The organism is Amylibacter marinus, from assembly GCF_030160015.1.
GTDB lineage: Bacteria > Pseudomonadota > Alphaproteobacteria > Rhodobacterales > Rhodobacteraceae > Amylibacter > Amylibacter marinus.
The window spans coordinates 437559-451464 of the sequence record NZ_BSNN01000002.1 but is presented as its reverse complement, the minus strand read 5'-3'; the positions used below and the strand labels follow the sequence as shown (position 1 = coordinate 451464).

11 protein-coding genes are annotated in these 13906 nt (G+C 51.8%); 4 read left to right on the top strand and 7 right to left on the bottom strand.

The genetic code is table 11. The features are described 5' to 3' along the window. Positions 1 to 30 precede the first annotated feature (30 nt). Positions 31 to 927, top strand: coding sequence for a LysR family transcriptional regulator (locus QQL62_RS03050; protein ID WP_284376067.1), 897 nt, complete (start codon positions 31 to 33; stop codon positions 925 to 927). Here QQL62_RS03050 and QQL62_RS03045 read toward each other — a convergent pair. The 3 genes from QQL62_RS03045 to QQL62_RS03035 all read right to left on the bottom strand — a co-directional run bounded on the left by QQL62_RS03045 (position 924) and on the right by QQL62_RS03035 (position 5406). Beyond that, positions 924 to 1826, bottom strand: coding sequence for an acyl-CoA desaturase (locus QQL62_RS03045; RefSeq protein ID WP_284376066.1), 903 nt, complete (start codon positions 1824 to 1826; stop codon positions 924 to 926). The genes QQL62_RS03050 and QQL62_RS03045 overlap by 4 nt on opposite strands. After that, positions 1827 to 2840: an SRPBCC family protein gene (locus QQL62_RS03040; RefSeq protein WP_284376065.1), complete on the bottom strand. Its 1014-nt coding sequence runs from the start codon at positions 2838 to 2840 to the stop codon at positions 1827 to 1829. It abuts the gene before it with no gap. A gap of 79 nt (positions 2841 to 2919) precedes the next feature. Further along, positions 2920 to 5406, bottom strand: a complete 2487-nt coding sequence (locus QQL62_RS03035; protein ID WP_284376064.1) for a penicillin acylase family protein — start codon at positions 5404 to 5406, stop codon at positions 2920 to 2922. Between the two features lie 117 nt (positions 5407 to 5523). Here QQL62_RS03035 and rpe point away from each other — a divergent pair, with 117 nt between their 5' ends. Continuing rightward, complete coding sequence (rpe, locus tag QQL62_RS03030) at positions 5524 to 6207, top strand: ribulose-phosphate 3-epimerase (protein ID WP_284376063.1); 684 nt, start codon at positions 5524 to 5526, stop codon at positions 6205 to 6207. A 45-nt stretch (positions 6208 to 6252) separates the two neighbouring features. Here the strand turns inward: rpe and QQL62_RS03025 are convergent, their stop codons facing one another. Both QQL62_RS03025 and hemB read right to left on the bottom strand, forming a co-directional pair. Further along, complete coding sequence (locus tag QQL62_RS03025; RefSeq protein WP_284376061.1) at positions 6253 to 6810, bottom strand: lipid-binding SYLF domain-containing protein; 558 nt, start codon at positions 6808 to 6810, stop codon at positions 6253 to 6255. Between the two features lie 116 nt (positions 6811 to 6926). Continuing rightward, positions 6927 to 7931, bottom strand: a complete 1005-nt coding sequence (hemB, locus tag QQL62_RS03020; RefSeq protein ID WP_284376059.1) for a porphobilinogen synthase — start codon at positions 7929 to 7931, stop codon at positions 6927 to 6929. A 104-nt stretch (positions 7932 to 8035) separates the two neighbouring features. On the opposite strand from hemB, the gene QQL62_RS03015 reads away from it, so the two are divergent. Both QQL62_RS03015 and mfd read left to right on the top strand, forming a co-directional pair. Beyond that, positions 8036 to 8539, top strand: coding sequence for a hypothetical protein (locus tag QQL62_RS03015; RefSeq protein WP_284376057.1), 504 nt, complete (start codon positions 8036 to 8038; stop codon positions 8537 to 8539). A 41-nt stretch (positions 8540 to 8580) separates the two neighbouring features. Beyond that, on the top strand, positions 8581 to 12048 hold the full coding sequence (gene mfd / locus QQL62_RS03010) for a transcription-repair coupling factor (RefSeq protein ID WP_284376054.1): 3468 nt from the start codon (positions 8581 to 8583) through the stop codon (positions 12046 to 12048). A 9-nt stretch (positions 12049 to 12057) separates the two neighbouring features. On the opposite strand, the gene QQL62_RS03005 is transcribed toward mfd, so the two are convergent. Both QQL62_RS03005 and QQL62_RS03000 read right to left on the bottom strand, forming a co-directional pair. Continuing rightward, the gene (locus tag QQL62_RS03005) at positions 12058 to 13254 is read right to left on the bottom strand and encodes a multidrug effflux MFS transporter (protein ID WP_284376050.1); all 1197 of its coding nucleotides are present in this window, start codon (positions 13252 to 13254) and stop codon (positions 12058 to 12060) included. Further along, positions 13247 to 13897: a DsbA family oxidoreductase gene (locus tag QQL62_RS03000; RefSeq protein WP_284376047.1), complete on the bottom strand. Its 651-nt coding sequence runs from the start codon at positions 13895 to 13897 to the stop codon at positions 13247 to 13249. Before QQL62_RS03000 ends, QQL62_RS03005 begins: the two co-directional genes overlap by 8 nt. Between the last annotated feature and the right edge of the window lie 9 nt (positions 13898 to 13906).

Genomic DNA, 13906 nt, shown 5'->3' with positions numbered 1-13906 from the left:
AAAATTTCAATCCTATATATACATAAATGTATGGATAAATTGCCTAAAACCCTTGATTGGAATAAAACCAGAGCGTTTCTGGCGACCGCTGAAACTGGGTCTCTTTCTGGCGCGGCGCGTCGGTTGGGGTTAACTCAGCCAACGCTTAGCCGTCAGGTAAGTACGTTGGAACAAGAGCTGGGCGTGATCTTGTTCCAGCGCAATGGAAAATCTCTGGTACTTAGCGAAGCGGGGCAGAACCTACTGCCACATGCACGTGTTATGTCTAACGGCGCCGAGGCCTTTTCCTTGCGCGCCGCGGGGCAGGTACAAACCACCGAGGGTCACGTGACCATTACAACCACGGATATCATTGCCACCCATTTTATGCCGCGGGTTTTTGAACGTCTGCGCCGCGAGGCCCCCAATATCACCCTAGAGATCATTGCCCGTGACGATATTCAAGATTTGCATAAACGCGAAGCAGATATATCCATTCGCCATCAACGCCCCCAAGAACCCAATTTAACCGCGCGCAAGCTGGCAGACATGCCCATTGGTCTATTTGCAAGCCCCGATTACCTAGATCGTTTGGGGCGCCCTTGTACTTTGGCGCGGCTGAAGAGTGCTGATTTCATTGTTTACGCGCGCTCAGCACGGATGCAGGATTACCTGAATTCCTTTGGCCTTGATATAAACGAGGCAAATATGGTGATAACCTGTGCGTCTGGTTGTGCTGTTATGAGCTATGTGCGCGCAGGGTTGGGGGTATCAGCGGTGGTGAAAACGATAGCGCAGGCAGCGGGGCTTGAACAGGTTTTGGCAAGTAAGTCAGGTGTTGCTGTGCCAATTTGGTTGGTAACACATCAAGAGGTACATTCCAGCCCGCGTATCCGGCTGGTTTTTGATCTGCTGGCAGCAGAGCTGAACGCGCAATTCAGATCCTAGGGTGTTAGGCGCTCTAGGCCTGTTCTGTTGGGTTTGCTATTGGGTAGCTGAATGCCCCAGGCCAGTCCCGATTTTTCCAATAGGCGAATAAATTGGAACCCGAGATCAGATTGACCATCATCAAGACCCAATTTAGCAGAGTGCGGGAAAGCATGGTGATTACCATGCCATGCTTCTCCGAAGGTGAGCAATCCAAAGCCATTGATATTGAAGCCCTGCACCGATAGACCAGCAATCCGCCATGTTTGCTGACCCTGTTTATGGGCGTAGTGGCCAATCATCCAATGCCCAATCAGAGATATAGATATGCGAGCACAGCATCCCCATAAAACCCAAGCCCACCCCCCGATAGCATAGGAAATCAGCGCTATTGGTAGCTGTTGTAACATCCAGCTACGCTCTAAAAGTCGATATAAGATATCCTCGTTCACCTCTGGCTCAATCAAGATATCTGGGCTGTTCCTAAGCTGGAATTCACAGCACAATTGCCACCAAGCATCACGCCAAAATCCGGTATTATGTGCAGGATGCTGGGGGCAATCAACCTGTCTCTGGTGCCAGTCGCGCATATCATGGGCACGGATCATTCCTATCGGACCAGCCATGCCAACCAATGCCCCCAGCCAGACCAGAATATATTCGATCAGTTTATAGGTGTGAAAGCTGCGGTGAATTAACAATCGATGCATCCCCACGGAATGCCCCATACAGATTGTAATCGCGGTTAATCCAAGGCACCATAGAATTGCAAGAATATCGCAAAAGTAGAATGCTGCGATTGCAAGCCCTGTGATATTTGTAAATAGCCACAATGACTTAAGAGGCCTAAACGCGATTTCACCAGTCAGGTTACATGTCATGTGATCTGGATGCACACGATCCGTTGCAATCAAATACATCTAAGTCTCGCTTCTCAATTTTACATCGCGGGCTAATACATCCATTGCTAGATAGGTTGCCCCCCCCATAAAGGGTTTAAAAAACCAACCGGGGGCAAGGCGCCTGTTAAATTCCAATGATACGTGCAGCTCGGTTCCCTGGGCTTGGGGTATTACATGATATTTTAACTTTCGATGGGTTATCCACTGTGCCATGGGGCTACTATCTGATTGAATTTCAAAAACCACATACTCTTCCGTACGTTCAATAACCTGTAAGGACATATGGCCGCTACCCTCTCGACCCTCAAATCGAACCCTACGCTTGGCATTCAGGCCGATGCCTTCGTCTAGCTCTACCGCGACTGGAATGGGTAATAATCTAAGGGCCTGAGGGACAGCAAAGCTTGGAGATGTTGCTGTTTCTAGGGCTGCCCATACGGTATCTGCATCGGCGTCAATATGCTGTCGCGCGGTACTGCGCTGATGCGTATCGAAGGTAAAGCTCTGGGGGAGGCCCTCTAGGCTGGTGAGTAACAAGATTAATATGGATGAGGCAACACTGGCAAATTCAAATAGACGGGTGCTGTTCTGATCGTCTTTGCCCGTTTTCAGCATACCTAGTAAGGCGCGCGTTACAAGAAACAAAAGATAAAGTACGCCAGAGATAATACCAGTAATCAGAGCAATTACTGCGCTACAAACGATAACGATGAGTAAAGTTTCCACAGTGTTATCAGCGTGGGCCGCCTGAGAGGGCATTGGGGCAAACAGACTGGCGTTAATCACACCAAGGGCAAGACCACAGGCGCTGATCGCGGTACGGCGATGTACCTCTGCGCTAAAGCCTGCGTGAAATCCACGCGCATAGAGCAACCAAGTGATGTGAAACAACAGAACCAATAGAGCAGGGCCAGTAAACTGAATAGAGCTACGCAGATAGGGGCCTTGCGATACAGACCAAGCAAAATATAGCCCAAGAGAGGTGGCCGTAAAATGCGGCCAAGCGCTCTTGACCTGTCGATATGTCAGCATTCTAAAACTCCGGAACTTAATCTTGCGCGCCATGTAATTTATATGGGCTCTTTATTGAAACAAATTAGAGGGATCTAAGTTAGTTCGCCTTAGGCATCACGGTTGTAATCCCCACAGCGCCCGCGCGTGCCAGATCGGGATCCAGCGACATTGGGATATATTCACCTCGGCGCCACAACTGTGCCAAATCATCATAGTGGCGCGACAGAGGGTGCCCTGACTGGCCTGTTGACACCACATACAGCGAGCTTTCTAAATCTGCGAAATCGATCAAGGCACGAAACCCAGCCGCATTGATATTTGTATAGGGTGCGTCACCGATATTTTTGGTCAAACCACGCATCAATGTATGATCGCCCCCAGATGTGTCTTGGTGGATATTCGTCACCCATGCCAATAGGGGAATATGACCCAAAATTGGATGGTCATGGCGGGCTTGATGCGCCTGTCCCCAGCGCCAGCTTTCGATGCGGTCTCCGTAATCTGTGATCAGCTCTAATAGTGCAGCATCCAGCGCAGATTGCGCGATCTCGGTACAGGTTTCAACACGACTGGATTGGCGAATATCGCACCAGACGCTGGCGCCATCAATATCGCGCATTACGCGTTCGATGAATACAGGGTTAACCTGTGCGAATTCGCTGGTCAATTTGCCCAGTTCATCCCGCATTAGATAGTTCTGGAAATGGCGCATCCAAGAGGCGTAAATCAGCGGCTCTGGGTCATGTTCGTTCATGCGGCCATTCCAGTTTGCCAACAGCTCTAACGCGGTTTTTCTGTGGTACGCCGGCGTGCCTACGGGGGCGGGGGCCTCTTTGAACCACAACTCTTTGGCCACAAGGGCCAAGAGCGCGCGGGCGGAGAAGCTGATGGTATCCAGCTGCGCATCCATAAAGCTGTCTCTGGTGTGGATTTTTCGTTCTGTCAGCAGCTTGCTTAGCCGTTGAAACCTGTAACTATCGCCCCAGGAATGGCTGATATGATGTGGGAAGGCGGCCTCTGTAATTTTGTTATTCGTGTTGGCTACGATGCCGCTGTTGGGGTTTAAATCAAAGGGGTTTTGTTCAAATGGGAAATACCCCTTCCATTGATTGCGCTGTAACCAACCCTGCGAGGGGATGCGCCCTTGTCCGATATGGCCCAAGCGGCGCGATGGTACCTTGCCGATCAATTGTAGTGCGACTGTATCAGAATCCGCCACCACTAAGTTAAGCGATGGTGCCTCGTAATCCACAAATAGATTGCGCGCCTCTTTGGCATTGGGGGCCATCATCAAGGCGATCAACGCGGCCAGAGATTTATCCTGATGGCCTAGCGCCGTAGAGCGCAGCGAGACCACGTGGTCTCTAGGGGTGATCTCTTCCAGCCCGAAACTGCTGCGTGGTAAAACCGGCCCGTTATCGCTCCAGCGAAGATCAAGTGTTTTACTCTTTTGATCCTTGATCTTTAAAATCACCTGCCGGGTTTTGAATTTTTTAAACCCAGTGCTGGTTTTGTAAGAGGTCGGATCTTGTGGATCTAACTGTTCCACATAGAGATCCAAGTCATCCAGATGGCTGGCCGCCATGCCCCATGCCAATTTATCACTGCGTCCGGCCATTATCACCGGAATACCGGGAATGGTTGCGCCAATCACGCCACCTGATTGCAATTCTAGCCGCGCCAACATCCATTGTGAGGGGGCGCTTAGGGCATTGTGCGGATCAACGGCCAACAGACTTGCCTTGCCCGCGGTTCTAATGCCCTGTGCTGCCCAAACATTTGATGCCCCCGCAAAGCCTAATGGTTTCACAGGATGTAAATCATGGCGTTCGGGCAGGGCGGCGATTTGGGTGCGCGGGACGTGAAACATCTGCGCATATTCTGGCAGTGAGGTTTTGCCCTCAGAGGGGTCTTCGGGCATGATGTCGTGTAATAATTCTGCGCCAATAGTTATACTGGTACGCGCGCGCAGGATATCTGTTTGCAAATGCTTACTGCTCTCGACTGCCATAAGTTTTAACAGTGCAATGCTATCTGCAGGAGTCCAAGGGGCGATAGACGGTTGAAACAGGAAAAATTCAGGAGCGCCGCGTCCTAGTGCATTGCCCTGAACAGTCTTGATCCATGCATTTACCCCATCTGCATAGGCCTGAAGGGCGCTACGGGCCTCCGGAGGTTGATCAGACGCCGAAACCCGCGCCAGTGCATAAATATCCAAGCGGCGCATAAAGGCATCTACCTCTTCGGTTTCGGCCCCGAAAATTTCCGATAACCGACCCTGAGCAGTGCGCCGTCGTAATGTCATTTGCCACAAACGATCCTGTGCATGTGCAAAACCCAACCCAAAAAACACATCCGCGTCATTCTGGGCAAAAATATGGGGTACCGCCTTGTTATCTCGCACAATTTCAATGCCTTGAATGCGGTTCTGAACAGTATAGCTCTGTGTGTAATCGGGAACCGAGCGCGAGGCGAAATAATACACCAACACCACAGCAAGCACAGATAGCATCGCCAATGCTAAAAAACCGCGCATTAACCAACGAAATATATGGCCCAAATTCTCTGCTCCGAAACGTATCATTTCCTCATATCAGCCGAGGCTAGTTGTCGCAACGCGCCACGGATAAATAATTGACAGTAGACGCAACGCTTTGCCATCAGTAAACATCGCGCATCGCTAACCGCCAAGAGGCCCCCAATGATCCCAAAATTTGACCCGAAACGCCCGCTAAAAATTGCCCCATCGATCCTTTCGGCGGATTTCGCCCGATTAGGCGAGGAAATTCGCGATGTAGAGGCACAGGGCGCGGATTGGATACATGTGGATCCTATGGATGGTCATTTCGTGCCTAATCTAACCATTGGCCCAAATGTTGTGGCCGCGATTCGCCCGCATGTAAAAACGGTGATGGATGTGCATCTGATGATTTCACCTGCCGATACCTATATCGAGGCCTTTGCCAAGGCTGGCTCTGATGTGATCACTGTACATGCAGAGGCGGGGCCGCATCTGGACAGATCGCTACAATCCATTCGCGATCAGGGGGCCTTGGCGGGGGTTGCGCTGAATATTACCACACCTCTGTCGGTGATCGAATATTGCTTGGATAAGATCGATTTGATTTTAGTGATGACCATCAATCCCGGTTTTGGGGGGCAAAAGTTCACGCACTCTGTGGTGGACAAAATTGCCGCCGCACGCAAAATGATTGGCGAGCGTCCAATTTACCTAGAGGTCGATGGTGGGGTTTCACCCGATACTGCACCATTGTGTTGGAATGCCGGCGCGGATGTCTTGGTGGCTGGTTCTGCGGTGTTTAAGGGGGGAACCCCTGCGGATTATCAGCGCAATATGGATGCTATCAGAAATTCTTGCGCTTAAAATCAATGCCTTAGCGCGCATAGCGTGGCGCTAAGGCATGTGAAACTAGCGCGAAATACGCGAATATTTCGATCCTTCAAGGGTGGCACCCAGATGCAGCCCCTCTTGGCTAAACACCACGCCATAAATGCGGTCAGATCCGGTGTTGGTATCAATATCGATGGTATCGCCTTGATCCCAAACGGTGAATTCTAAATCTGCCCCCGCAGTCCAGCCATCTTGGCGGCGGAATTTGGTCAGCTTTTCGCTGTCGGAAAAGAACAGTGCAGATGAATATTGCTGAACACCAAACTGTAGCCCAAAAGAAGCGGCGGCCACCGAGTAGTAATCAACGGGGGTCTCGCCAATCAGCAAAGAACCCTCGCCATATGCCGCGCCAAATCCAAGCCCAGCGCGACGCACGCGTGGCATCATCAAAACACCTGCGGATTGATCATATAATCGAGAGACCTGCGGCATTTGTGTGCGGATGACGTTGATTGCGCTGCGAACGCGGCGATCAATTTTACCCCGCGATGCGGCCAACGCAGGGCTGGCCAGTGCCGACGCCGCAACCACGGCACCAGACGAAAGAATGAAGTCTCTGCGGTTAGAGATACTCATGAGGATACTCCTGTAAACTGCCTGTTTCGCTCTGTGGCGAATTTCACCCTTAATATAAAGGATTTGCACGGCGCTGTCACCTAGCATCCCTGTGATCGGCAGAAAACTGCAGGTGCTTACAGGAAATCTTCTTGCATGTTGGCAAATTCCACAGCGAAGTAGGTTAAAATACCGCTACACCCCGCGCGTTTGAACGCCAGCAGGCTTTCTGTTATCGCCTTGTTGCGATCGATCCAGCCGTTGTCTGCCGCCCCAGCAATCATCGCATATTCACCCGATACCTGATAGGCAAAGCAAGGTGCGCCTATTTCTGTGTTTACCCGCTGGCAAATATCCAAATAGGGCATGCCGGGTTTCACCATCACCATATCCGCGCCCTCGGCCAGATCGCGCGCGACCATCTGAATGGCCTCGCGGCTATTGGCGGGATCCAGCTGATAGGTTTTCTTATCGCCTTTTAGCGCCCCGGATGCGCCAACCGCATCGCGAAACGGGCCATAAAACGCCGAGGCGAACTTGGCTGAATAGGCCATGATAGATACGTTTTGGAATTCGTTTTGTTCTAGTGCTTGGCGGATAACGGCTATGCGCCCATCCATCATATCCGAGGGCCCCAATACATCGGCACCGGCCTCGGCATGGGCAAGAGCTTGTTTTTCTAGTGCAAACAGGGTTTCGTCGTTTAAAATCTGCCCATCGCGTACAATCCCGTCATGCCCATCAGAATTATAGGGATCCAAGGCCACATCCAACATCACACCAATATCGGGGATCGCCGCCTTTATCGCACGGGTTGCGCGACTGACCAAATTGTCAGGGTTAAAGGCTTCATCACAACTGGGGGTTTTTAGGGCCGCATCCGTATGGGGGAATAGGGCCACCATGGGGATATCTAAATTGGCGGCCTCGTTCACGGCCTCTAGCGCCAAATCGATGCTATACCTATAAACACCTGGCATCGAGGGGATTTCCTCCTTCACATTCGTACCCTCGGTAATAAACAACGGCCAAATCAGATCATTCACGGACAATTGGGTTTCGCTGATCAGCCGACGCATCCAATCAGATTGGCGTAATCTCCGCGGACGGGACATGGGAAAGGGAGCAGTTTCAAAGGGCATCAGATTCTCGATTTTGTTTCCCAATGGTTTGGCCTAAACTCGCAATGATAATCAAGAGAAAACGGGATTCGCTCTCTTCTCAAAACATCGAAATACAGGCGCGCATGACTATTGATCTGGTTAAAATCCTAAACGAAGGCAGTTTCTTCAATCTGTGGTATTGGCTGTTTCTGGCGGTTACATGGTCGCGCATCACCTATGTGTCTGTCGGCGTTCCCCTAAGTATTGCCCGCGCAGCGTGGCGGGATTCAGAGCAAAACATACAAGATTTCGAGATTTTACTGGCGATCAATGCGCGCCGGTTCTGCGCTAGTTTTGACAGCTATGGTGTGATTTTCGTCGCGTTCATTTCCTTTCTGCTTGCCACAATGGGCACTCTTGGGTTTCTCTTCGATTTCGAGGTTTTGCAGGCGATGTTTCTGCTGCTGATTTTTGTGGTAATCGCAGAAGTTATTGCCCTGCGGTTCGCGCGAAAATTGATGCAGGGTGGTTTATCAGGCCAACCCTTGGTTCAGGCCTATTTCCGCCACCAAAAGCACAAGCAATTTCTGGGGATGTTTTGTGTAACAGTGATCAGCATTTACGGGGTTTCACAATCGGGTATCTAGTGTCCCTTGCACCATCCATAAAGGTTGGATAAATCGCTGATATGAAAATCTCCAAACAGTCATCTGTCACCATGTCTGGCCTGCCCGAGGGCTACGATGCGCGCATCTTATCGCAATTTGTGCTTGATTCTGATCAATCTGCGCTGTTCATCGCAGCCAATTCCAAGCGCCTAGAGGCAATGCGCCGTGCGTTGTGGTTTTTTGCCCCCGAAATTCCGGTGTTGATCTTTCCTGAATGGGATTGTCTACCCTATGATCGGGTTTCGCCAAATTCTGACATCTCGGCGCAACGCATGGCAGCCCTGGCGGCATTGGCAGGGGATTATCCGGCCCCCTTTGTCGTACTCACGACTGTTGCTGGTGCGGGACAATACCTACCCAGTCGCGCAGTGATGGCGGGGTCTAGCTTTGTGGCATCGGTAACTGGCCGCGTGGATGATGCCAAGCTGCGCGCCTATTTCACCCGTATGGGTTTTGTGCAAACACCCACGGTAACCGAACCTGGGGACTATGCGGTGCGCGGGGGTATTATTGACGTATATCCCCCCGGTGAAACTGGCCCTGTGCGCCTAGATATGTTTGGGGATGTGCTCGAATCCGCGCGCCGCTTTGATCCAACCACCCAGCGTACGGTTGAAAAGCTATCCAAGGTTGAGTTCGCACCGGTTTCCGAGGTGATTCTAGACGAGGCCTCGATCACGCGATTTCGCCAGAACTACCGCACTGAATTTGGTGCGGCGGGTAACAATGACCCGCTGTACGAGGCCGTATCGGCAGGGCGCAAGCATCAAGGCCTAGAGCACTGGGCCCCCTTTTTCCATGACAGTATGGAGACCCTCTTTGATTACCTGCCAGATGTAACAGTGTTTCGTGACGAGAATACCCAGATTGCTATGGCCGCGCGTTGGGATAGCATAAACGATCAATATGAGGCCCGCGCCGAGGCTCTGAAATCCAAGGCGAAACTGGACACCGTTTACAAACCTATTACCCCGGATTTACTGTATCTATCGCCAGAGAAATTCGCCGAACACAGCGGCGCATTGCTGACACGCAACATGGTGGTCTTGCCACAGCCAACAGGTCAGGCCGTTACCGACCTTGGCGGGCGCTTGGGGCGTAGCTTTGCTCCGGAACGCCAAGATGACGGCATCAGCTTGTTTGAAACACTGGCTGATCACATCACCGAAAAACGTAAATCATCACAAGTGATACTAGCGTCCTTTTCCGAAGGCGCGCGCGAGCGATTGAAAAACTTGCTAGAAGATCAGGGTATACAATCCACCGCTGTCGGGGCCTTTCGCGATATACCGCTGACACAAACCGGTGGCGTATTTGTGGTGGTCTGGGCATTAGAGCAGGGGTTCGAGGGCAAAGGCCTGACGGTGATATCTGAGCAAGACGTTCTGGGTGATCGCCTAATTCGTGGTGCAAAACGCAAACGGCGCGCCGAAAATTTCCTGACCGAGGCCGCTAGCCTATCTGTGGGCGATCTGGTCGTCCATGTTGATCACGGGGTTGGTCGTTATCAAGGTTTGGAAACTGTCACCGCCGCAGGGGCGCCCCATGATTGTCTGCAAATCGAATACGCAGATAATGCTCGTTTGTATTTGCCTGCTGAAAACATCGAACTGCTGTCACGATTTGGCCATGAAACGGGCATGCTGGATAGGCTTGGGGGCGGAGCATGGCAGGCCAAAAAGGCCAAGTTAAAGGAACGCATCCGCGAGATGGCGGACAAATTGATCCGCATCGCCGCCGAGCGCGCCTTGCGCCGCGCCGAGGTGATGGAACCGCCCCAAGATCAATGGGATCGCTTTTGTGCGCGTTTCCCCTACACAGAAACCGATGATCAGTTGAATGCCATTGAGGACGTGTTGTCCGACATGGGGTCGGGTACGCCTATGGATCGTTTGATTTGTGGTGATGTGGGATTTGGCAAAACCGAGGTCGCCTTGCGTGCGGCCTTTGTGGCAGCGGCGGCGGGCACACAGGTGGCGGTGATTGCCCCCACCACATTGTTGGCGCGTCAGCATTATAATTCCTTTGCGGAACGTTTCCGCGGTACGGGCATTCGGGTGCGTCAATTATCCCGTTTCGTCAGTGCGGCCGAGATGAAGAAAAACCGCCAAGCGGCGCGCGACGGAGCAGTTGAAATTATTGTCGGCACGCATGCGCTACTGGCCAAGGACGTCAGCTTTGCTAATTTGGGCCTTTTGGTTATCGACGAAGAACAGAAATTCGGCGTCAGCCATAAAGAGCGGCTAAAGCAATTGCGATCCGATGTGCATGTGTTGACCCTGACCGCCACGCCTATTCCGCGAACCTTGCAGATGTCTCTGTCTGGTGTGCGCGAATTGTCGATCATCGGTACACCGCCGGTGGATCGCCTTGCCATTCGCACCTATGTTTCCGAATTTGATACGGTGACCCTACGCGAGGCCTTGCTGCGAGAACATTATCGCGGTGGCCAAAGCTTTTTCGTGGTGCCGCGCATTTCCGATTTGGCCGAGATCGAGGAGTTTATCACAACTCAAGTGCCTGAGGTCACCCATGTGGTGGCACACGGCCAGATGGCAGCAGGCGAGCTGGATGACCGCATGAATGCCTTCTATGACGGTAAATACGGGGTCTTGCTGGCCACCACCATTGTCGAGAGTGGGCTGGATATCCCCACGGCCAATACGATTATCATTCATCGAGCAGATATGTTTGGGTTGGCACAACTTTATCAAATTCGCGGCCGCGTTGGGCGCTCTAAAACCCGTGCATATGCCTATCTAACCACCCGCCCGCGCAAGCCTTTAACACCCGCGGCCACCAAACGCCTGCGCGTACTTGGCTCATTGGATAGCTTGGGGGCTGGGTTTACGCTTGCGTCTCAGGATCTGGATATTCGCGGGGCAGGGAACCTGTTGGGCGAAGAGCAATCCGGCAATGTGCGCGAGGTCGGCTATGAGCTCTACCAAGAAATGTTGGAAGAGGCGATTGCCAAGATCAAATCTGGCGGCGCAGAGGGTTTGGTAGACGAGGGCTCTTGGTCTCCACAGATAAACATTGGCGTACCTGTGGTCATTCCCACGGACTACGTGCCTGACTTGGATGTGCGCTTGGGGCTGTATCGCCGCCTCTCCAGCCTTGCCAAGAAGGTAGAACTAGAGGGCTTTGCCGCGGAGCTGATTGATCGCTTTGGCAGCCTGCCTGCAGAGGTCGATAGCCTGTTGAAGGTTGTGCGTATCAAGGGGCTGTGTCGTGCGGCGGGTATTGCAAAACTAGACGGCGGCCCAAATGGGGCGGTTGTTCAATTCCACCGAGATAAATTCGCCAATCCTGCGGGGCTGGCGCAATATCTCACCAAATCCAATGGCACCGCCAAGGTGAAGGACAACAAGATCGTAGTGCGCCGAGATTGGCCAAATGATGATAAAAAGGTGAAAGGTGCCTATATCATTGCCCGCGATTTTGCCGTGATGGTGCAAGAGGCCAAAAAGGCCGCCAAAGTAAAATAACCCTGCGCGCTAAACTTTGCGCGGGTTAAAGAGGCTTGCCAAAAATGCCAAGAGCGACAGGCAGGCAACCGCCAGCACCAATGTGATACCAGAACCATTGTAGAGCCACCCCACGAACATGGCGATAAGCACCGAAAATGTGGTGGAAATAGCGCCAGTGATCGCCGCCGCCATCCCAGCCATATGCCCCATCGGTTCCATGGCCAGCGCATTTAAATTGCCAAAGCAAAGCGCATTCATGAAAAATGCAAAACAAGACCAGAACACAAAGCTGAACAGTAGGTGATCTGCTGATATCAGACCGCCCCAGATCAACACCGCATACACGCCCGAAAATATAAACAAGATTAGTAGGGCAGAGGTGGATATAACCCACATTCCCAATTTCTCGACCAGTCGTGCATTTAGGGCATTTGCGAACAATGCGATCATAGATGTGATGGCGAAATATAGGGGGAAATCAGTCCCGACATCCAACCAGACGACATAGACTTGCTGGGCCAATGAAATGTAACAAAAGACAATACCATAGGCCAAGGATTGACATATCAACGAAATTTGAACTCTCCGGTGGCTTAACACCTCTATTGTATTGTCCTTTAGGGACGGGACAGACAGTGGAATGCGCCCCTCTACGCGCAGGGTCTCTTCTTGGCGTAAACCTAACCAAAGGATCGCCAGTAAACCGGTTAATACAAAAACGAAAAAGATTGCCCGCCACGAAAAGGCCAGCATCAAGGTCTGCCCTAAAAATGGCGCTATTGTTGGGGCCAAGACAAAAAGCATCATCGCTAGTGAAATAACCTTGGCCATTTCACGGCCTTTGTAAACATCACGTACAAGGGCAATGGCCACGGATCGGATCGCTGAAATTCCAAGCCCTTGAATGAAGCGCGCAATCAACAAATGGGTAAAGCTGGCTGTGAACAGGCAAAAAATGCTGGCGAGGACAAAGAGGCCAAGTCCAGAGATCAAAACCGGCTTACGCCCATATGCATCCGACAGGGGGCCTGCAAACACTTGGCCAACGCCAGTGCCTAAAACGAATATGGTTATAATCACCGGATCCCAGCGGCGCTCTACCACGCCTAAATCCATCCCCATCTGTTGTAGGGCAGGCAGCATGGCATCTGTGCCAATTGCGATCATTGAAAAAAGAAACGCGATCAGTGCGACGAACTCGCGCTGGCCTAAGCGCCTACCCATCGTGGCTTTCGGCCGCTTTTTCGTTGATTTCGCGAATTACATTTTCCCACATTTCTTGGGGCTGTGCGCCTTGGACAACATATTGGTTTGCCACAACAAAACAGGGAACCCCGCTGACACCTTTCTTGCGGGCATCTGCATCGCGCGCGCGGATATCATCGGTATCAGCATCCGATTCCAACAAGCGGCGTACCGCATCGCCATCCATGCCCGCACCGCTAGCGATACGCACCAGAACAGAATGCTCGGAAATATCGCGCCCCTCTTTGAAAAAAGCCTTGAATAGGCGATCCACCACAGCATTTTGTTTGCCCTCAATACCGGCCCAATGGATCAAGCGGTGGGCATCAATGGTGTTGGGCGTTCGCTTTATACCCGCCAGATTTAGATCCAGGCCCGTATCTTTCGCTGTTTGGTCGATCTGAGAATAAACCTTTACAGCCTGTTCTGGGCCACCGAATTTATGCTCTAGGTATTCGCGCCGATCCATGCCTTCGGGTGGAAAGCTTGGGTTCAGCTGAAATGGATGCCACTCGATGATGAAATCATGCTCGGGCAGGGCCTCTAGGGCGCGATCAAGGCGGGTTTTGCCGATATAGCACCATGGGCAAATCGGGTCAGAAATAATATCGATTTTTGTCATAATCTGTAT

Bases quoted from the DNA above. Each gene is read 5' to 3' on its own strand.
- QQL62_RS03050 (WP_284376067.1), top strand. From the start codon at position 31: ATGGATAAATTGCCTAAAACCCTTGATTGGAATAAAACCAGAGCGTTT.
- QQL62_RS03045 (WP_284376066.1), bottom strand. From the start codon at position 1,826: ATGTATTTGATTGCAACGGATCGTGTGCATCCAGATCACATGACATGT.
- QQL62_RS03040 (WP_284376065.1), bottom strand. From the start codon at position 2,840: ATGCTGACATATCGACAGGTCAAGAGCGCTTGGCCGCATTTTACGGCC.
- QQL62_RS03035 (WP_284376064.1), bottom strand. From the start codon at position 5,406: ATGATACGTTTCGGAGCAGAGAATTTGGGCCATATATTTCGTTGGTTA.
- rpe (WP_284376063.1), top strand. From the start codon at position 5,524: ATGATCCCAAAATTTGACCCGAAACGCCCGCTAAAAATTGCCCCATCG.
- QQL62_RS03025 (WP_284376061.1), bottom strand. From the start codon at position 6,810: ATGAGTATCTCTAACCGCAGAGACTTCATTCTTTCGTCTGGTGCCGTG.
- hemB (WP_284376059.1), bottom strand. From the start codon at position 7,931: ATGCCCTTTGAAACTGCTCCCTTTCCCATGTCCCGTCCGCGGAGATTA.
- QQL62_RS03015 (WP_284376057.1), top strand. From the start codon at position 8,036: ATGACTATTGATCTGGTTAAAATCCTAAACGAAGGCAGTTTCTTCAAT.
- mfd (WP_284376054.1), top strand. From the start codon at position 8,581: ATGAAAATCTCCAAACAGTCATCTGTCACCATGTCTGGCCTGCCCGAG.
- QQL62_RS03005 (WP_284376050.1), bottom strand. From the start codon at position 13,254: ATGGGTAGGCGCTTAGGCCAGCGCGAGTTCGTCGCACTGATCGCGTTT.
- QQL62_RS03000 (WP_284376047.1), bottom strand. From the start codon at position 13,897: ATGACAAAAATCGATATTATTTCTGACCCGATTTGCCCATGGTGCTAT.